Source organism: Nocardiopsis nanhaiensis (genome assembly GCF_054778635.1).
Map to the genome: position 1 here is coordinate 19,069 of NZ_BAAGZJ010000081.1, position 17,690 is coordinate 36,758.

The 17,690-nt window shown below is 64.2% G+C and carries 18 protein-coding genes; 10 read left to right on the forward strand and 8 right to left on the reverse strand.

Annotated elements, in window-relative coordinates; genetic code table 11:
- Positions 1–32: 32 nt before the first annotated feature.
- From ACYVD1_RS27990 to ACYVD1_RS28020, 7 genes are all read right to left on the reverse strand, one after another.
- The gene (locus tag ACYVD1_RS27990) at positions 33–1,310 is read right to left on the reverse strand and encodes a DUF4091 domain-containing protein (protein WP_460777495.1); all 1,278 of its coding nucleotides are present in this window, start codon (positions 1,308–1,310) and stop codon (positions 33–35) included.
- Positions 1,311–1,872: 562 nt separating this feature from the next.
- Complete coding sequence (locus ACYVD1_RS27995) at positions 1,873–2,631, reverse strand: carbohydrate ABC transporter permease (RefSeq protein WP_460777496.1); 759 nt, start codon at positions 2,629–2,631, stop codon at positions 1,873–1,875.
- A 103-nt stretch (positions 2,632–2,734) separates the two neighbouring features.
- Positions 2,735–3,523, reverse strand: a complete 789-nt coding sequence (locus tag ACYVD1_RS28000) for a carbohydrate ABC transporter permease (RefSeq protein WP_460777497.1) — start codon at positions 3,521–3,523, stop codon at positions 2,735–2,737.
- 107 nt (positions 3,524–3,630) lie between these two features.
- A complete protein-coding gene (locus ACYVD1_RS28005; protein WP_460777498.1) occupies positions 3,631–4,902 on the reverse strand; it encodes an ABC transporter substrate-binding protein in 1,272 nt (423 codons plus the stop codon).
- A gap of 741 nt (positions 4,903–5,643) precedes the next feature.
- Positions 5,644–6,441: an ISAs1 family transposase gene (locus ACYVD1_RS28010; protein WP_460777499.1), complete on the reverse strand. Its 798-nt coding sequence runs from the start codon at positions 6,439–6,441 to the stop codon at positions 5,644–5,646.
- A 5-nt stretch (positions 6,442–6,446) separates the two neighbouring features.
- On the reverse strand, positions 6,447–6,719 hold the full coding sequence (locus tag ACYVD1_RS28015; RefSeq protein ID WP_460777500.1) for a transposase family protein: 273 nt from the start codon (positions 6,717–6,719) through the stop codon (positions 6,447–6,449).
- Positions 6,720–7,056: 337 nt separating this feature from the next.
- A complete protein-coding gene (locus ACYVD1_RS28020; protein WP_460777501.1) occupies positions 7,057–7,419 on the reverse strand; it encodes a helix-turn-helix transcriptional regulator in 363 nt (120 codons plus the stop codon).
- A gap of 124 nt (positions 7,420–7,543) precedes the next feature.
- On the opposite strand from ACYVD1_RS28020, the gene ACYVD1_RS28025 reads away from it, so the two are divergent.
- From ACYVD1_RS28025 to ACYVD1_RS28055, 7 genes are all read left to right on the forward strand, one after another.
- Complete coding sequence (locus ACYVD1_RS28025; protein ID WP_460777502.1) at positions 7,544–7,840, forward strand: hypothetical protein; 297 nt, start codon at positions 7,544–7,546, stop codon at positions 7,838–7,840.
- Positions 7,841–7,903: 63 nt separating this feature from the next.
- The gene (locus ACYVD1_RS28030; protein WP_460777513.1) at positions 7,904–8,074 is read left to right on the forward strand and encodes a hypothetical protein; all 171 of its coding nucleotides are present in this window, start codon (positions 7,904–7,906) and stop codon (positions 8,072–8,074) included.
- 240 nt (positions 8,075–8,314) lie between these two features.
- On the forward strand, positions 8,315–8,890 hold the full coding sequence (locus tag ACYVD1_RS28035) for a GNAT family N-acetyltransferase (RefSeq protein ID WP_460777503.1): 576 nt from the start codon (positions 8,315–8,317) through the stop codon (positions 8,888–8,890).
- 144 nt (positions 8,891–9,034) lie between these two features.
- On the forward strand, positions 9,035–9,943 hold the full coding sequence (locus tag ACYVD1_RS28040) for an ABC transporter ATP-binding protein (protein ID WP_460777504.1): 909 nt from the start codon (positions 9,035–9,037) through the stop codon (positions 9,941–9,943).
- Positions 9,940–10,821, forward strand: coding sequence for an ABC transporter permease (locus ACYVD1_RS28045; RefSeq protein ID WP_460777505.1), 882 nt, complete (start codon positions 9,940–9,942; stop codon positions 10,819–10,821). The genes ACYVD1_RS28040 and ACYVD1_RS28045 overlap by 4 nt, the downstream gene beginning before the upstream one ends.
- Before the next feature lie 7 nt (positions 10,822–10,828).
- Entirely contained in the window at positions 10,829–12,085 is a 1,257-nt protein-coding gene (locus ACYVD1_RS28050; protein WP_460777506.1) for a sensor histidine kinase, read from the forward strand.
- Positions 12,082–12,702 carry a response regulator transcription factor gene (locus ACYVD1_RS28055; protein WP_460777507.1) on the forward strand — a complete coding sequence of 207 codons (621 nt, stop codon included), beginning with the start codon at positions 12,082–12,084 and terminating at the stop codon, positions 12,700–12,702. Before ACYVD1_RS28050 ends, ACYVD1_RS28055 begins: the two co-directional genes overlap by 4 nt.
- 86 nt (positions 12,703–12,788) lie before the next feature.
- On the opposite strand, the gene ACYVD1_RS28060 is transcribed toward ACYVD1_RS28055, so the two are convergent.
- Positions 12,789–13,460 (reverse strand): helix-turn-helix domain-containing protein, encoded by a 672-nt coding sequence (locus ACYVD1_RS28060; protein WP_460777508.1) that lies wholly within the window; start codon positions 13,458–13,460, stop codon positions 12,789–12,791.
- A gap of 116 nt (positions 13,461–13,576) precedes the next feature.
- Between ACYVD1_RS28060 and ACYVD1_RS28065 the strand changes: the two genes are divergently transcribed.
- From ACYVD1_RS28065 to ACYVD1_RS28075, 3 genes are all read left to right on the forward strand, one after another.
- On the forward strand, positions 13,577–14,347 hold the full coding sequence (locus ACYVD1_RS28065; protein ID WP_460777509.1) for an aspartate/glutamate racemase family protein: 771 nt from the start codon (positions 13,577–13,579) through the stop codon (positions 14,345–14,347).
- A gap of 39 nt (positions 14,348–14,386) precedes the next feature.
- Positions 14,387–15,892 (forward strand): NCS1 family transporter, encoded by a 1,506-nt coding sequence (locus tag ACYVD1_RS28070; protein WP_460777510.1) that lies wholly within the window; start codon positions 14,387–14,389, stop codon positions 15,890–15,892.
- Positions 15,893–15,953: 61 nt separating this feature from the next.
- Positions 15,954–17,492: an NCS1 family nucleobase:cation symporter-1 gene (locus ACYVD1_RS28075; RefSeq protein WP_460777511.1), complete on the forward strand. Its 1,539-nt coding sequence runs from the start codon at positions 15,954–15,956 to the stop codon at positions 17,490–17,492.
- The last annotated feature ends 198 nt before the right edge of the window (positions 17,493–17,690 follow it).

Below are 17,690 nucleotides of genomic sequence, written 5' to 3' on the forward strand. Positions count from 1 at the left end.
GTCAATAATCTCTTATCGAGATGCCGGGGAAGCTAATTATTGGCTAGTATTCTCGCAGTCGCATAAGCGCGCTCTCGGATTTCTTCAGGCTCAATGGAAGGCAGCTCGAACCCGCCATGTTCCTGGAATCTGAGCAGGTCGTTAGCTTTCTCCCAGCCAACTCTCCTTTCCAGGAGTTGTGCGGCTCTATGGTCGTTCATGGATTCCGAAAATACTTCATACCGAATCGAGGCAAGGGGCATTCCGTTGATTCCAGGATATACTATGAACGCGTCACCTCCGAAAAATCCACCCCCACCGCAGGTATCTACAAAGGGATTGATATTCCGGGCAGATAGCTTACTGTTATAAAAATTGAATCCCCAGTGCAGGAATCCTCTGGCTCGGCTCAAATAGAGCTGGAGCCCCAGCACCCGATTACGGGAACTGGGCTGGGCAATAAACCTGTTTGATACTCCGCTGTTTTGCGATACACAGTAGTAGACCCACAGCGGCAGAGTACGGTCATCAAGGAACGGGCCCGCATGGTCCGTCGCAACGATCGGCTGAGTAACAAGCCCCCTCCGGTAAAACTCGTAGGAGCTGAGGGCATCCACTACCGTGACGTCCGTTAGAAGATCTGCGATAACCGCGCGAGCAGACGCATAGGATCCTAGGTGCCGCTCATGAGGTTCGTCAGAAACATGGAACATCACATAATCAATTCCCCATTCACGATCAAGATAATTAATAAGGTAAGGGAGAACCTGTTCAAGGAAGTGCTGGTAGCGCGGGTCAGTTGAAGGCACGTCCCACCCGAACCGCCGCTCTGTTCCGCCCGGTGTCCCGACATAAATGGCCGGAGTCGCGTGAGCGCCCCACTGGGTGAACAGGTGAGGCATCTCTAGATAACGTAGGCCGACCCGCTTTGCCACGTCAATCCAACGCTGGAGTTGCGTTGGGTCGAATGAATACTGTCCGTCCCCGGGGTCATATATTCCTAGCAACTGCGTGGGTAAACGTCTGTCACCCTCCCTGGTATCCAGCGGTGGCGTCCAAACCGGTGTTAGTACTGAATTGACAGACATGCTCGTCGCTGCGTGTAAGAAATTCTCCACTACCTCCCAAAACTGCTCACTGAACAGATCGAGAGAATACCAGGTGACGAGCCCGTCGCAGTGGAACCAGTGAGTGTTGACCATATCCAACTCCGGCAATGACTCACCAACGATCAACAGGGGGACGGATTCAGTGATCGCGTCTTCCCCATTCACCGAGATATCGATACCAATCTCGGTCTGCCTGGTAGAAACACCTTCGTCAAGCTCCAAAACTACCCACAGTGCGTGCCACAAGTCGAGAACGGCATCGACTGAACCTCGTACACCGACTCGTTCCTCGCCAGAAGTCCTCCCACCTAGATGGGGAAGCGGTTCTGCGGCGAGCGGTCGCAGAAGGTCAGGATACAATCCTGGCTTACTCCGCAAATACTCCTCTGGGTGAGCCCCTGCGGGTGCCGGGACCGAGACTGGAACCTGTTCAACCTGATGCAGACGCGCACGTACACCTTCCGGGCAAGTTACACGTACTTCCGGGGCCGCCACGGTGCCGACAGCGCCTTGTCTGCGTACCCGAACTGCCACCTGGACGTTCGTACGTGCCCCCGCGTATCCGACCAGTGGAATACTTCGATCCATTGAACGGGGTTCCTCGTCCTGGAAAACCTTTTCAAGGGAGTCGCAGATGCGTGCTTCTAGTAGGTGTTCCGATTTTTTCTGCACAACCTGCTCCGCTTCATCAATAGGCGCTCTATTGTGCTAATTCACTTACCAGGAATATCTTCGAGTATGAGGTGGTGATTATAGCTGTCGCGAATGAATGCCCTGCAGAAAATCAACCCTTCATACCACTCACGGCCACGCCTTCAACAAACTGGCGCTGCAGTACCACGTATAGCAGTAGCGGGAACAGAAAGGTCATCGTCGCGCCTGCCATGATCAAACCGTAATCCACAGTGTATTGACCCTGTAGGTTCGCAGCGGCGAGTGTCACGGTCTGCATCCCTTCGTCCGTCACTGAAACCAAGGGCCACAAAAAGTCGTTCCATGCAGTGAGGAACGTAAACACGGTGAGTGCGATAATCACGGGCTTGATGTTAGGAAGCACGATTCGTAGAAATATCCTCACATCGCTGGCGCCGTCGATGCGTGCGGCATCAAGCAATGCATCCGGAATTCCCTTCATGAACTGACGAATCAAGAAGACGCCGAATGCATTGACGATGGGGAGGGCGAGTGCCAAGTGCGTCCCCAGTAGCCCCATTTCCCTCATGATGTTGTAAAGCGGGATAATGATGACTTGGGGAGGTACCATCATTGTAGCGATGTAGATCCAGAAGAGAGTTTCCGACCCGGGAAATGGTTTTTTCTCGAACGCGAACGCCGCCAGGGAACAGACAGTGGCATTCAATAGGCAGGCGATGGTCACGACAACGACGCTTGTCAGTATCGCTTGGGCAAAAGCGTGATCCGCGAAGAGCGATACATAGTTATCGAGTGTAGTGTCTTCCCACGTGAGAAACCCGGTCATCCTTGTGGTTTCCTGCAGGGAAGTGACGACCATGAATAGGAATGGAAGTGTGGCGAGCAGCATCAGACCGGTCAGTACTGCTCCGGAAAGTACTGTTCCCCCACGACCTCGGCGTCGAAAAACGCTGGACCACTCCTGGTTCCCCTGGCTAGATTCTTTCGCTGTACTAATCATCCGACAGCACCTTCCTCTGGACCACCGAGACGATGACGACTACAAGGAACAGCACCACCGCCATTGCACTTGCATAACCCATCTGGAAGTCCTCGAAGCCTGACTGGTACAGACGCATCACGATTGTCGTGGTACTACCGCCTGGGCCTCCCCCAGTCATAACGTAGACCAGGTCGAATACTTGGAAAGACCAGATGGTACCGAGGATGGTGACCAACAGTGTGATAGGTCGAAGAGAAGGGACCGTGACCGACCACAACTGCTGCCAATATCCGGCACCATCCATTGCGGAAGCTTCGTAGAGATCACGCGGTACCGCCATTACTCCCGCAAAGTAGATGACGAGGAAATACCCGATATTCTTCCATACGGTGACGAGGATGACTGCACCCAGCGCCCCCGTCGGATCACCGAGGATATTAAGGGTATCGGATCCGAGGGACTCAAGAGCGGTGTTGACGAGTCCCCCTTCCGCACCAAGAAGGGCGCGCCATACAACTGCCGTGACGACCAGTGACGCCACCACCGGCACAAAGAGGATCGAACGGACCATTCGACCGAAGAAATTCCGAAACCTCCGTGCGACGGCCTCTGCAATAAGCAGAGCAATCACGGTCTGAAGCGGCACTGAAACCAGAGTGTAAATCACCGTCACTATTAATGACCGCAAGAACGCCGGATCATCAGAGAGTCTAGAGAAGTTGTCGAAACCTATCCAGGAAGGATCTCCAAGGACGGAGTACGAGGTGAAACTGTAGTAGAATGTAAACAGAATCGGCACTACCATCACCAAGGATAGGATCAGCAGACTCGGTATTATATATGATACGCCTGAGAATCTGTGTCCTATTTTTTCGGTGGGGAGTTTTCGTTGTTTTTCCCCCATATTCAACCCCCCGCAGTCAAAGCTGCATCGCTTTCTTGGGCTGCATCGCTTAGCGCTTGCGCAGGACTCTTCTGCCCAATAATAACCTGCTGAAGGTTCTGGTAAAGGGAGTTGTATGTAGCGTCGCCGGTGGAATTAATCGGGAGTCCTTGTAGTATGTCAGTGTCAGCGTAAACGTCTGCGAACGGATCCTCAGGGTCGGCTTCTTCATCTGTGGCGATTGGTGGGAAGTCCCTGACTTCTGCGTGATATTTTTCCATGTTTTCCCCTAGGGTGAGGAACTCAATGAGCCTGGTGCCAAGCACCTTGTCCGGACAGGCAGAGGTGACAACAAGACCATCATTAGCGATGAACGTTTTACGGGTTTTATTTTCAAGGGAGTCGATGAAGCTAATATTGTCAAGATTTTCTGCAAAATCTCTATAATAGGCGGTCCCGACTGGGTAGAAGGCGCATCTTCCATCCATAAAGATTTCCACCGCTTCATCGCTATTGATTCCACTGACTACCTCAGGCATACCCCCTGTTCGAATAAGGTCTTGCAAAAACTGTACTGCTTCCAAGCCTGCCTGACTGTCGAATGCAGTTCGCGAACCGTCTTCGGTGAAAATGTCACCACCGGCCTGCCAGAGGAAGGGGTAGAACGCAGTATTCATGGTCCCTATCGATGTGTCCCCCCAGGGCATGACGACACCATATTTGTCGGTCTCGAGGGCAATGCGCTCGGTGACAGATATGAACTCATCCCAGGTGGACGGTAGCTCTGTAGCACCCACCTCTTCGAGGATATCCATGTTTGCGAAGATGACGGTAACGTTTCCGACTGCGTAAGGAAGCAAGTACTGTACGCCGTCGTACTGCCCCTCTTCGAGATAGAGCATGCGGTCGCGGGTCTCTCCCGACAGGTGTTCATCAAGCGGTATAACGTTGCCGTGATCGATGTACATACCAATCATGCTGGCGTACATGTACCCAATGTCCGGGCCATCGCCACTGGCGATGGCGGTCAAGTAGTTCTCTTCGTAACTCTCCCAGGGGAGGAACGTGAGCCGAACGCTTATACCGTGCTCTTCAGTGAAAGGCTCCAATAGGTCGGTATAGAACTGTCGCTCGAATGGAACACCATCATCCCCTTGGGGGCCCGGCAACCATATGTCGTACACTGCTTCGGCGTCTGCGTCTCGTTGACTTCCACACGAGGAAGAGCCGATGAGTATCGTAGTGGCAGCGAGGCCGCCAAGAGCCGTCCGTCGGGAAATGTCGGGGCCACTCATGTTGGTCTCCTTGCAATATAGGCGAGTCAAAGGGGCGTCCAATTCAGCAATTTTCTCGCCTAAATTGTGTATATCAAAGTGCATGATTCAGTTTGAGCGCCAACGCCATCTCAATCAAGATCGGTCCAAGGGCACGTAGCTATCGTGGGTCCGCGAACTCGATGGGTTCTTCGTCCCCTTCCGCGAGAGGGGTGATCGCCATCAGGCTTTGGAACAGCGTCACGATCGTCTGGCCGTCGGGCGCTTGGGCGAGCGCTTCCTTACCCCCACCGCGCCATTGGCTTCTTGTCGGTTCTCCGGTGTGATCTGCGTATCGAGCGGATCCTCGAGCGCTTCGGCAAAGTCCCGGCCGATGAGATGCGTGCTATCTTCGGTACCAGTGGGAAGGATGAAATCAACTGTGTTCGGTGAGAACCCCTCAGTTTCACCGCTATGAGCGTCCGCGCAGCCGACCTAGGCACCCATCATCGCCGTCAGACCTATGCCACGGACGAACGCGCCTCTCTTCATGGCGGGTTCCTCACAAGCTCTACGGGACATCTCGTGCAAATCGGTGTGACCAGGAACACGTCTTGGCTAGTACCTTAACTCCAGGGTCGATACCCGTCTATTTTCATTTTGACATGATGCAATACTCTGTTGGCATTGACTTTGAACTAGGGTCAGATAGTATTTTGCCCTTTTGCCGCCAGGGCTGCCCAGGGCTGTTGCAAAGTCGGATGAGGATTGTGTTCTCCCTGGTCAGGGAATCTTGAGGAGATCGAGAGAGCGGGTAAAGGACTCGTAGGACACCCAGCGCACGGCCTCGGGGATACTGGTCATCCCCAGCTCCGTCAGCAGCGGGATCGCCAGATTGCGCATCATCGCCATGTTCTGGGGACCGTGCCCGGCCCGTACCCGGGAGGCGTCCTCCCCGAAGCTCACGTCCCGCATATGATGCAACGCCTCGATCCGCCAATGCCCCCGCACCAGACCCGCCAACCGGGCGGCGTCGGCCTGCTGGACGGGCAGACTCGTGATGACGTAGGCGTAGGTGCGCCGCACCCGGCCGGTGGTCAACTCCTTCACCCACCGATGCACCCGCAGCACCTGGCGGACGTGGGGGAACGCCGTCCCCGGTGCGGTGAGCACCTTGACAGTGCGCCTCTCGTGCCGTCCGTGTCTGCGCCCTGTCTCGGTGAACAGGGCGGGTGCTTGCGCCCACGGAAGCACCTTGACCTGGGCGAACAAGGTCGGCTGGTTTCGTTTCACCGTCAGCACGTAGTGGGCTTTGCGTTCGCTGACCAGATGCTTGGCCGTGTCGGTCTGGGTGTGCAGCGCATCGGCCAAGACCACGCCGCCTTCGATGCCCAGGCCAGCGAGAGCGTCGGTGAGTGCGGGTATCTCGCTGGTCTTGTCCGCCACACGGATCTGGGCGGCCACGTGCCCGGCCGGGGTCATCGCGGCCAGCAGGTGCACTGCCTGGTGGCCGCGGGTGCGCGATCCCCGCACGCTCTTGCCGTCGATGATGAGCACCGCCAGGTCGGCGGTGGTGGCCATACGGGTCAGGGCAGCGAGTCCAGGCTGGTCAGCACCCGTCGGATGGTGGCCGCCGATGGGGCTGTGCGGGCTCCCAGTCGGGTCAGGGTGTGCTGGGGCGCGTTGGCCGCCCACTGGCCGATCGTGGTCAGGGAGCGGGCTCCGGCCAGCACCGCGCACAGGCAGATCAGGACGATGCAGCCCAGACGGTGGCGGCGGCCCCGCCGGTCGCGGGGATCGGCCTCCTCATCGACGGGCGCGGGCAGGGCGGAGGAGGACATGACAGATTGGGGGCGCAACGGAGTCCTTGTGAGGCCAGGGGTGTGGAAGTTCCTGACCTTCTACCAGGGCTCCGTTGTCGTGTTCAAAGGGCTTGGCTCGGGCTGAGGCTCTCCTGTGACCAGGAGCGATGTCGCCCCTCACCTACTTTGCAACAGCCCTGAGGGCTGCCGGGGCCGTTCCCCGGTGGACGAGGCCGACTGCCTCCGCACCGCCGGGCACGTCACCCGCATGCCCGGCGAGTTCGGCGGTGGGAGCCTCACCGAGACCGGACGCGCGGCCCACGAGGTGCTCCGCGCCACCTGAGCGGCGGTTGGGACCCGGCTTCTTCCCTCAGGGGCCGGTAGGCCGTGGTCCCTACACGGCGAGCAGCTTGTCCAGTGTTTCCCTCGCCGTCACAGAAGTCTCCGGGCCCACGGCGACCACCGCCGCGACCAACACGGAGACCTCACCGGCGCTGAACGTGATGGGCGGCGGCTGCGCCCGGGAGTCCAGTGCGTAACCGCCGCCGGGACCAGAACGGACGCGCAGGGGTACCCCCGCCTCCCGGAGGCGGGTCAGGTCCCGTTCGATGGTGTGCGTGGTGACACCCAGTCGCTCGGCGAGCAGGCGGGCAGTGCTCAACCGCGGGGCGCGCGCCCGGAGCTGATCGATCAGGGCTATGTGGCGCTGCACCAAGGGAAGTATCTGGTGCAGCTGACCGGTCGGCTCCTCTGGCATGGACCCATCGTTCCAGAGCTCGTGACAGATCGCCGCCGATCACCGACACTGTCTTGTCGGCGACCCCTCCTCAGGTTCGTGGAAGAGCTTTGCGGGAGCCGACCGGAGAGGACGCGAACATCCGATGAACTGGCAAGACGAACTACTCGGCCAACTGGACTTCTACTGGAAGGAGAGCCTGTGGCCGCGCTTGGAGGGGTTCACCGACGACGAGTACTTCTGGGAGCCGGTCGTCGGCTGTTGGAGCATCAGGCGCCAGCCGGGCGGAACGTACATGATCGACTGGGAGTGGCCGACCCCTGAGCCTGCCCCGGTCACGACGATCGCTTGGCGGCTCGCCCACATCGGTGTACAGGCTCTCGGTATCCGCGCCAACCAACACTTCGGGGACGGCTCACTCACCGTCGCCAACGCGACATGACCCGGCAGCGCGGCGGAGTGCCTCGAGAGTCTGGAACGGAACTTCCGCCTGTGGCGCGACGGTATCTCCTCGCTCGACGAGGCGGACCTGGCGGTCCCCGTCGGGGAGGCTGAGGGCGAGTGGGCCGCGTACCCGATGGCCACGCTGGTCCTGCACGTCAACCGCGAGATCATACACCATGGCGCTGAGACCGCACTGCTGCGGGACCTGCACAGAGCGGGTTTCGGGCGGTGACGCCCGGCGAGGTAGCGCTGGCGCCCAGCAGGGACCTGGTCATCAGGCACCTGGCCGTCCACTGGGAGACCGTCCTGCTGCCGGGCCGCGCCAGGGGCCGTGAGCTGCCTTAACGGGTGTGACGGCGTCCGCACGGAAACCGGTTGAACGGGACGTCAGTCTGCGCAAGGCTGACTATGCCGAGCCACCCACCCGCTCAGCATTCTCCGCACGACTCCCCGCACCGGACAGGGACAGCTGTTGATCGAGATCCGCGAGCCCATCGTCACCTCCCGCCTCTCACTCCGCCCGTTCACCGAAGCCGACGAGGCGGACATGTGGGAGTTCGAGTCACTCCCCGAGGTGGCGCGCTACCTCTTCAACGAGCCGCGCACCCGGGAGGAGAACGCCGCCGAGCTGGCCAAGCGCCGGAAGCAGACGGCTATGCGCGATCAGGGCGACGTCCTGCTCCTCGCGGTCGACCTGGAGGGCACGGTGATCGGGTACGTGCTGCTCGGATGGATGCACAAGGAGCACCGGCAGGGAGAGTTCGGGTTCGTCTTCCACCCGGGTTACCAGGGCAAGGGGTACGCCTCCGAGGCCGCCGTGGAGATGCTCCGGCTGGGCTTCGAGCAGCTCGGCCTGCACCGGATCTACGGCCGCTGCGACGCCCTCAACACCTCCTCCGCACAGCTCATGGAACGCCTGGGCCTGCGGAAGGAGGCGCACTTCGTGGAGGCTGAGATCTTCAAGGGCCACTGGGGCAGCGAGCTGCACTACGCCATGCTCGCCGACGAGTGGCGGGCCAGCCCGCACGCCACCCGCGGCACGCCCTAGGAACCAACAGCTCGGCGGCCCGCACCGTGCCGGACGCCCTCACCTCGCCCTTCCGTATCCACCGATCGGTTGACCCCCGGATCAACCGCACCCGTGGCCGGGCGGGCGATCCGCCTGGGCGCTCCCTTGGGACATGCTCGGACCATGCCGATCATCGAGGTCAGGGAACTGCACAAGCGGTACGGGGAGAAGGTCGCGGTCGACGACGTGAGCTTCTCCGTGGAGAAGGGGGAGATCTTCGGGATCCTGGGCCCCAACGGGGCCGGGAAGACCACCACCGTCGAATGCGTCGAAGGGCTGCGCACCCCCGACGGCGGATCGATCACCGTGCTCGGTCACGACCCGGTCCGGGACCGCGTACAGGTGCGGCGCGTCGTCGGAGTGCAGCTCCAGGAGTCCCGGCTCCCGGAGCGGATACGGGTCGAGGAGGCCTTGCGCCTGTTCGCGTCGTTCCACCGGTCACCCGCCGACGTGGACGAGCTCGTCGAAACGCTGGGCATCGCCGACAAGCGCCGAACACCCTACGGGAAGCTGTCCGGAGGCCAGCGGCAGCGGGTCTCCATCGGCCTGGCCCTCGTGGGCCGCCCGCTCGTCGCCGTACTCGACGAGCTGACCACCGGGCTGGACCCGCAGGCCCGCCGCGACACCTGGGAACTCGTCGAACGGGTGCGCGACAGCGGGGTGACGGTCGTCCTCGTCACGCACTTCATGGACGAGGCGGAGCGGCTGTGCGACCGGATCGCGCTCATCGACACCGGCCGGATCGTCGCCCTGGACACCCCCGCCGGAATCGTGGAAAGGGCCGGGCCCAGCCAGCGCGTGGAGTTCCGCGTGTCCGAACCTTGGGACTCGGCACACCTCGAAGCGCTTCCCGAAGTCGGTTCCGTGCACCGCGACGGCCCCCGGGTCCGGGTCAGCGGCGGCGGAAACCTGCTGCACGCGGTCACCTCCACCTTGGCACGCGAGCAGGTCGTCGCCGAGGACCTGCGCGTGGAGCACACCAACCTGGACGAGGCCTTCGTGGCCCTCACCGGAAGGAGCACCGGGCCATGACACCCGCGGACCCCAATAATCAACGCAATCCGACCAACCGCGCCGAGCCCGACCACCGTGGCCGCCCGGCCAACCACGTCGGCATCACCGGCCCGGCCGGTCCCGAACGGACACCGACCGCGGTCACCCTGGGCGCGCTGCGCAACCTCGTGGCCACCGAAGCCCGCCTCCTGGTACGCGAGCCCACCACCATCATCTTCGGCGTGCTGCTGCCCACCCTGCTCCTGGTGGGGCTGGCCGCCGTCCCCGTGCTGCGCGAGCCCGCCGAGGAGTTCGGCGGCCTGCGCTTCATCGACACCTGGGCGCCGACGTCGCTCATCCTGGGGCTGGGCATCCTCGGGCTCATGCACTTGCCCTCGGTCGTCGCGACCTACCGCGAGGCCGGGATCCTGCGCCGCATGTCCACCACGCCCGTACGGCCCAGCCTCGTCCTCTTCGCGCAGCTGACCGTGGTGTTCGCCGTCATGGTGGCCGCCTCCGTGCTGCTGGTACTGGTGGCGTGGCTGGCGGTCGGCATCCCGCTCCCCCAGGAACCCGCGCTGTTCACGGCGGCCTTCACGGTCGGGTCCGTGTGCATGGTGTCCCTGGGCATGCTGGTCGCGGCGGTGGCGCCCACCGCACGCGCGGCCAACACCCTGGCGATGGCCCTGTACTTCGTGGTCATGTTGATCAGCGGCCTGTTCCTGCCCCGGGTCTTCCTGCCGGAGTTCCTGGTCAGGCTGGGCGACGTCACCCCTCCCGGGGTACAACTGCTGATGGACAGCTGGCTGGGCACCACGGAGGCCGCGGGTCCGTCCCACCTGACCCAACTGGCGGTCATGATGGGCATCGGCCTGGTCTCCGCCGCGATCGCCGCCAGGTTCTTCCGATGGGAGTAGACGACCGATGAGCCAGGGCGACGAGCGGGCACGGGCGGTCCCCACGGAGGTGAACCGTTTCGAGCTGTACTGGGAGAGGTTCCTGGTGGTCCTCCCGTGGTGCCTCCTCACGGCTGGCGCCACAGGGGCGCTCGCACTCCCCGAGCGGGCCGGGGCCGACCTCCCGGTGACCATCGGCCTGACCCTGCTCGCCGCCGCCTGGGTGCTGTTCGGGCACACCCTCCGCACCCCGGAACAGCGCTACCGCCCCGCACCCGCCATCGTCTACTTCACCGGGCTCGTGGCCATCGGCGCGGTGCTGATGGCACACGACCCCGTGTTCCTCGTCTTCGCGATCACGCCGTTCCTCCACGCCATCCTGCTCCCGCCTCCCCTCACCTTCGTGGGGCTCGCGGCCACCTCGATCGCCTTGAACACGAACACGATGGGGTTTCCGGGCACCGGCGGCGACATGCCCTTCCTGCAGCACCTGCTCCTCTACTCCGGGGTGGTCGCCGTGCAGACCCTCGGGATCGGCGGCGGCATGATGCTCGGGCAGAAGCTCACCCAGCAGTGGGAGGAGCGGCAGGTGATGGTCGCCAGGTTGGAGACCGCGCTGGAGGAGAACGCCGGGCTGCACGCACAGCTGCTCACCCAGGTTCGCGAGGCCGGGGTGAAGGACGAACGGGAGCGCATGGCACGGGAGATCCACGACACCCTCGCCCAAGGGCTCACGGGGATCGTCACCCAGCTCCACGCCGTCCGCCGCACTTGGGAGGAGCCCGGGACGGCGCGCCCGCACGTGGACCGCGCTCTCTCCCTCGCCAAGGAGAGCCTCACCGAGGCCCGCAGGTCGGTGCAGGCCCTGCGCCCGGGCCAACTGGCGGAGAGCCAGCTTCCGGAGGCCTTGGCCGAACTCGCTCGGAGCCGTGGCGAGGAGACGGGCGTGCGCCCGTCCCTCGAGGTGACCGGCGCACCGGTGTCCCTGAGCCCGGCAATCGAGGTGGCGCTGTTCCGGGTCGCGCAGGAGGCGCTCACCAACGTCGCCAAACACGCTGACGCCTCGCGGGTGGGTGTGACGCTGTCGTACCTTGACGACGTGGTCCTGCTCGATGTGCGCGATGACGGCCGCGGGATGCCCGGTGGGCGCCCGGGCGGGTTCGGTCTGAACAGCATGCGCCAGCGCATCCGAGGGGTCGGGGGCTCCATGGAGATCGAGAGCGAGGCGGACTTGGGCACTGCGGTGAGCGTCTCCGTCCCGGCCGTTCCCGGGGAGGAGTCGTGATCCGGGTACTGATCGCCGACGACCACCCCGTCGTGCGCGACGGCCTGCGCGGGGCGCTGTCCGCCGAGGACGGTATCGAGGTGGTCGGGCAGGCCGGCGACGGGGCCGAGGCGCTCGAACTGGTCCGGAGCCTGGCCGTCGACGTGGTGCTGATGGACCTGCGCATGCCGCGGATGACCGGGCTGGAGGCGATCTCCGCGCTGGCGGGCGAGGCGCCTCACGTGCGTGTGCTGGTACTGACCACCTTCGACGGCGAACACGACGTGCTGCCCGCGGTCGAGGCCGGGGCCACCGGCTACCTGCTCAAGGACGCTCTGCCCGAGGAGCTGGCCGAGGCCGTCCGAGCGGTGCACAGGGGTGAGTCCGTCCTGGCCCCGAGCGCGGTCAGGCTCCTCATGGGGCAGGTGCGCAAGCCCACCGGACGGTCGTTGAGCGACCGTGAACTGGAGGTCCTGACCCTGGTCGCCGAGGGCGCTTCCAACCGGAGGGCGGCCTCCCGCCTGTTCATCAGCGAGGCGAGCATAAAAACGCACCTCCAGCACATCTACGACAAGCTCGGGGTCCGCGACCGCGCTGCGGCGGTCGCCGAGGCCTACCGGCGGGGTGTCCTGGGCTGATCCGGGCCTGAGGCGTCCGAAGCCACCGCGTGAGCGGCCGGCCGGTGCCCTCGGCCGCCCCTGGCTGCCGTGCTGGGTGCCGCCGCTCAGGCGAGGTTCAGCCAGATGGCGACCGCGTCCTCGGTGCCCTGGTTGGAGATGCGGTGCGGCGTGGTCGAGGGGTACATGATCGAGTCCCCGGCGTGCACCTGGTAGCTCTCGAACCCGACGTCGACGGTGAGGACCCCGCTCACGACGTTGCCGATCTCGTGCCCGCCGTGCCGGACGAACTCGGCGCCCTGGCTGGAGTAGGAGCCGGGCGGGTAGACGGACTCGAAGTAGTTCATGCCCGGGACGTTCTCTGGGGTGAGGCGCCGGTAGCGCACCCCTTGGCCCAGTTGCAGGGTCGCGGCCCCGTCCCTGCGGCTCAGGGACACGTCTCCGGAGAGGGCCGTTCCGGAGACCGTCGGCGCCCAGTGCGGTCCGGGCGAGTCACCGAACGGGGTGCTGTAGGCGTCGGGCTCGGCGCTCTTGTCCCCCTCCTCGCCGAAGACCGAGGCCATCGGCACGTCCAGTTCGGTCATGATCTGGTAAAGGCGGGTCACCGAGGGGCGCATCTTGCCGCGTTCGATCTGGGAGAGCGCGCTGGCGCTGAACCCGAGGCTCTGGGCGAGCTGGCGCAGGGAGAGGCCGCGCTCCTTGCGCAGTTCCCGGATGCGCTCGCCCAGGCGCGGGCCGTCGAAGTGCTGGGACGCGGGGGTGTCCATCGAGTCGTCCATCGTGGTGTTAAGTATAGATTCCTTTCGCGTGAAGCTATTGCTTGATAGTAGTTGAAGTAATAGCTTCAAAAGTGTGAAGGGCGCCACCCCGCCCCCACAGCGACTCGGAGGGACCCATGCGCATCCTGCTGGTCAACGTCAACACGTCCGAGGCGATCACCGAGGCGCTCGGCGAGCAGGCACGCGCCGCCGCCCGGCCCGGCACCGAGATCGAGGCGCTCACCCCCCGATTCGGCCCCGAGTCGGTCGAGGGCAACTTCGAGAGCCACCTGGCCGCGGTCGCCGTCATGGACCGGGTCGTCACCTACGACCGGCACTACGACGCCGTGGTCCAGGCCGGGTTCGGCGAACACGGCAGGGAGGGCCTCCAGGAACTCTGCTCCGTCCCCGTCGTCGACATCACCGAGGCCGCCGCACACCTGGCCTGCCTCCTCGGTCACCGCTACTCGGTGGTGACCAGCCTCCAGCGCACCGTGCCGCAGATCGAGGCGCGCCTGGCCCTGGCCGGACTGGACTCCCGCTGCGCGTCGATCCGCGCGAGCGGACTCGGGGTCCTGGAACTGGAGCGCGACAGCGGCACCGCGGTCCGCACCGTTGCCGACCAGGCACGCGGCGCCGTCCAGGAGGACGGTGCGGAGGTCGTCGTCCTCGGCTGCGGCGGTATGGCCGGGATCGACGCCGCCGTGCGCGAGGCCTGTGGCGTCCCGGTCGTGGACGGTGTGACCGCGGCGGTCGCGCTGGCCGAGTCACTCGTCGGACTGGACCTCACCACCAGCAAGATCGGCACCTACGCCCTACCGCGCCCCAAAGCCGTGGCGCGCTGGCCGCTCAGCGAGGCGTTCGGCGTCCGGGATAGCACCTCGACGCCCGCCGCGCCGCTGGCCTGACCCCCTCCCCCGCACCTTCGGACAACAGCGGAGCCCTCCATGAACACGCCCACACCTCCCCGTACAGGCGGCGGATCCGCCAACCCCCTGCTGGAAGAGTCCATCCTGCCCACCGCGCTCAACCAGCGGCCCATCTCCCTGTGGGGCTTCGTCTGGATCTGGATCGGCCTGGCCGTGGTCATCGCGACGTTCCAGTACGGCGCCAACGGGATCATGGGCGGCCTGTCCCTGCCCGCGGTGATGCTGATCGTGCTCACCGCGACCATGGCGCTGTCGGTGATCATGACCATGACAGCCGATATCGGTACCGAACACGGCCTCTCGTTCGCCGTGTACCTGCGCGCCCCCTTCGGCACCGTCGGCACCCACCTGCCGTCCGTGTCCCGCGGGGTGGTGGCCGCCTGCTGGTTCGGCATCCAGACCTACTTGGGCGCCCTGGCCATCAACGGGCTGGTGGAGTACTGGACCGGGTTCAGTTCCTGGCCTCTCTGGTACGCCCTGTTCCTCGCGGCGCAGATCGCCAACGTCGCCCTCGGCATCAAGGCGGTCGAACGGCTGGCGACGATCGCGGCGCCCTGCATCTTCGGCGTCTCCGTCTGGATGTACTTCACCCTCGAAGGCATCGCCGACCTCCAGGGCACGAACATCTGGACCTTCTCCTCCCAAGGCGACCTGACCTTGGTCGCGTTCTTCCTGGTCAACATGGTGGTGTGGGCTCCGCTGGCCGTGGACATCCCGAGCATCACCCGGTTCGTGGCCACGGTGCCCGGTGAGCGCCGGTTCCTCCGCCGCAACCGCAACATCCTCGTCGCCCAGTTCTTCGTACTGCCCGTCATGCAGGCGTGGATCGCCTTCATCGGGGCCGTTTCGTTCGTCACCACCGGGAACTGGAACCCGATCGAGGTCATCCAGGGCGAGAGCACCGGCTTCGTGCTCGTGGTCCTGCTGCTGATGATCATCCTCGCCCAGTGGTCCACGAACACGGCGGCCAACGTGGTGCCCGCGGCGCTGAACTTCGTCAACGCCGCCGCCCCGTACCTGTCCTACCGGTCCGGGGTGGTCCTGGCCGGGATCGTCGGCACCGCGGTCATGCCGTGGCTGCTGCTGGACAACCTCTTCGTCTTCCTCTCCTACTACGGAGGGTTCATCGCGGCCATCGCCGGGATCATGATCGCCGACTACTACGTGCTGCGCCGACGCAGGTTGAACGTGCCCGCGCTGTTCGACCCGCACGGCCAGTACCGCTACGCCCGCGGCTTCAACCCGGCCGCGCTGATCGCATGGTTCTCCGCCTCCGGGATCGCCCTCTGGCAGCCGGACTACGCCTACGTCATCGGATTCCCCGTCGCGTTCGCCGTCTACCTCGTGCTGATGCGCACGTGGATCCTGCGGCGTTTCCCGCAGACCGAGCTCGACGGCGGGCACTCCGACGACTACCTCGCGACCAGCGTCGGCAGGAGCTGGGTCCACGACTCCGGAAGCGGCGCGTTCTCCCGCCCCGGCATCGACCAGCTGTCCAGCCACAGCACCCGCTCGGACCTGTGACCCCCGCCGCCCCTTCCGTCCCCGTTTCCCGATTCCCTCCCACGACCCGTCGAGGCAGACCATGAGCACACACACGCCACCCGGCGGCGCGAGCGCCACCGGTCCCACGGACAACGCGACCGCCGGCCCTGCCGAAGAACCGGACCTGACCGTCCGCAACGCCGACCCCGGTCTGTACAACGACGACCTCGCGCCGCTGCCCCGCAACAAGCGCTCCTGGGGCGCGTTCGAGATCTTCAACGTGTGGACGAACGACATCCAGAGCCTGTTCGGCTACACCCTGGCCGCCACGCTGTTCATCTCCTACGGGCTGAACGGGTGGGCGGTGTTCAGCGGGATCATCCTGTCCGGGCTCATCGTGATGTTCCTCTGCAACCTGGTCGGCAAGCCGAGCGTCCGGTACGGCATCCCTTACGCGGTCATGGCGCGGACCAGCATGGGTGTCCACGGCACACAGTTCCCGACCCTGATCCGGGGCATCACCGCGATGTTCTGGTACGGGGCGCAGACCTACTTCGCGTCAACGGCGGTCGCCCTGCTCATCACCGCGCTGTTCGGACCGGGGCCGGAGACCACGGTCCTCGGCCTGTCCCTGGTGGGCTGGACGTCCTACGTGATCGTCGCGGCCTTCCAAGTGGCGCTGTTCAGCATGGGCATCGGCTGGATCGGCACGTTCCTGAACTGGGCCGGCCCTGCGGTCTACGCCGTCATGATCGCCCTGATGATCGCCATCTGGACCATGGCCGGCGGTGAGCTGTTCGCCGGACTCGGCACCGTGTTCTCCGGCGCCGGGGACTACCCGGGCGGGTCCGTGGCCGCCTTCTCCGCGGTCGTCGGAACGATGGTCGCCTACTTCGCCGCCGTCGTCGTCAACTACGGCGACTTCTCCAGGTTCGTGCGGTCCGAGCGGTCGATGCGCCGCGGGAACTTGCTGGGACTGCCGGTCAGCCTCGCCGTGTTCTCCTTCCTCACCCTGGTCATCACGGCGGGAACATCCGTGCTCTACGGTGAGGCGCTGACCAACCCGGCGGACATCGTCGAGCGGGTCGACAACATCTGGCTGACCGTGGTCGCCGCGCTGACCTTCTTCATCGCCACGGTCGGCATCAACCTCGTCGCGAACTTCATCCCGCCCGCCTACGGCCTGGCCAACATGTGGCCGTCACGGATCAGCGCCAGGACCGGCGGACTGATCACCGCGGCGGTCGGCTTCGTCATCGGCGGCCTGTGGGTGGCCTTCATCGACGGGATCGGCATCGCGTCGTTCGTGGACACGCTCGGCGCCGTGCTCGCGCCGCTGTACGGCATCATCGTCGCCGACTACTACCTGGTCCGACGGCAGCGGGTGAACCTGGACGACCTCTACTCGGCCTCGCCCCGAGGCGAGTACTACTACACCAAGGGCTGGAACATCCGCGCCCTCGTCGCCTTCTCCCTGGCCTCGGTCTTCTCGGTGGTCTCCGTCTGGCTGCCCGCCCTGGAGGAGTGGTCGGGCTTCGCATGGATCTTCGGCGCCCTGCTCGGCGGTTCGGTCCACTTCGCGCTCGCCCGCACGGCCGGGCGGAAGCCGGGGAAGGAGGGCGTCTCGCACCCGGCCTGAACGGCCGGAACAGACTGAGGTTCCAGGGGCGCGCCCCGAAACATCCGGGTGCGCGCCCCTGAGGTCGAACACGCCCTAGGTGTACTGACCACAGAGGTTGAGTACAGCGCGGGGTTGATTTGACAACAAGAGAGGGCCTCCGACATAGGTGTGGATTGTCTCGATCAACACCTGAAGTAAGTCAGGAGGCCCTCCGTG

Excerpts from the sequence above, each read along its gene's own strand:
- ACYVD1_RS27995 (WP_460777496.1), bottom strand. The coding sequence starts at position 2,631 with ATGCTGCTCGCCACACTTCCATTCCTATTCATGGTCGTCACTTCCCTG.
- ACYVD1_RS28005 (WP_460777498.1), bottom strand. The coding sequence starts at position 4,902 with ATGAGTGGCCCCGACATTTCCCGACGGACGGCTCTTGGCGGCCTCGCT.
- ACYVD1_RS28010 (WP_460777499.1), bottom strand. The coding sequence starts at position 6,441 with ATGGCCACCACCGCCGACCTGGCGGTGCTCATCATCGACGGCAAGAGC.
- ACYVD1_RS28020 (WP_460777501.1), bottom strand. The coding sequence starts at position 7,419 with ATGCCAGAGGAGCCGACCGGTCAGCTGCACCAGATACTTCCCTTGGTG.
- ACYVD1_RS28025 (WP_460777502.1), top strand. The coding sequence starts at position 7,544 with ATGAACTGGCAAGACGAACTACTCGGCCAACTGGACTTCTACTGGAAG.
- ACYVD1_RS28040 (WP_460777504.1), top strand. The coding sequence starts at position 9,035 with ATGCCGATCATCGAGGTCAGGGAACTGCACAAGCGGTACGGGGAGAAG.
- ACYVD1_RS28045 (WP_460777505.1), top strand. The coding sequence starts at position 9,940 with ATGACACCCGCGGACCCCAATAATCAACGCAATCCGACCAACCGCGCC.
- ACYVD1_RS28050 (WP_460777506.1), top strand. The coding sequence starts at position 10,829 with ATGAGCCAGGGCGACGAGCGGGCACGGGCGGTCCCCACGGAGGTGAAC.
- ACYVD1_RS28060 (WP_460777508.1), bottom strand. The coding sequence starts at position 13,460 with ATGGACGACTCGATGGACACCCCCGCGTCCCAGCACTTCGACGGCCCG.
- ACYVD1_RS28065 (WP_460777509.1), top strand. The coding sequence starts at position 13,577 with ATGCGCATCCTGCTGGTCAACGTCAACACGTCCGAGGCGATCACCGAG.
- ACYVD1_RS28070 (WP_460777510.1), top strand. The coding sequence starts at position 14,387 with ATGAACACGCCCACACCTCCCCGTACAGGCGGCGGATCCGCCAACCCC.
- ACYVD1_RS28075 (WP_460777511.1), top strand. The coding sequence starts at position 15,954 with ATGAGCACACACACGCCACCCGGCGGCGCGAGCGCCACCGGTCCCACG.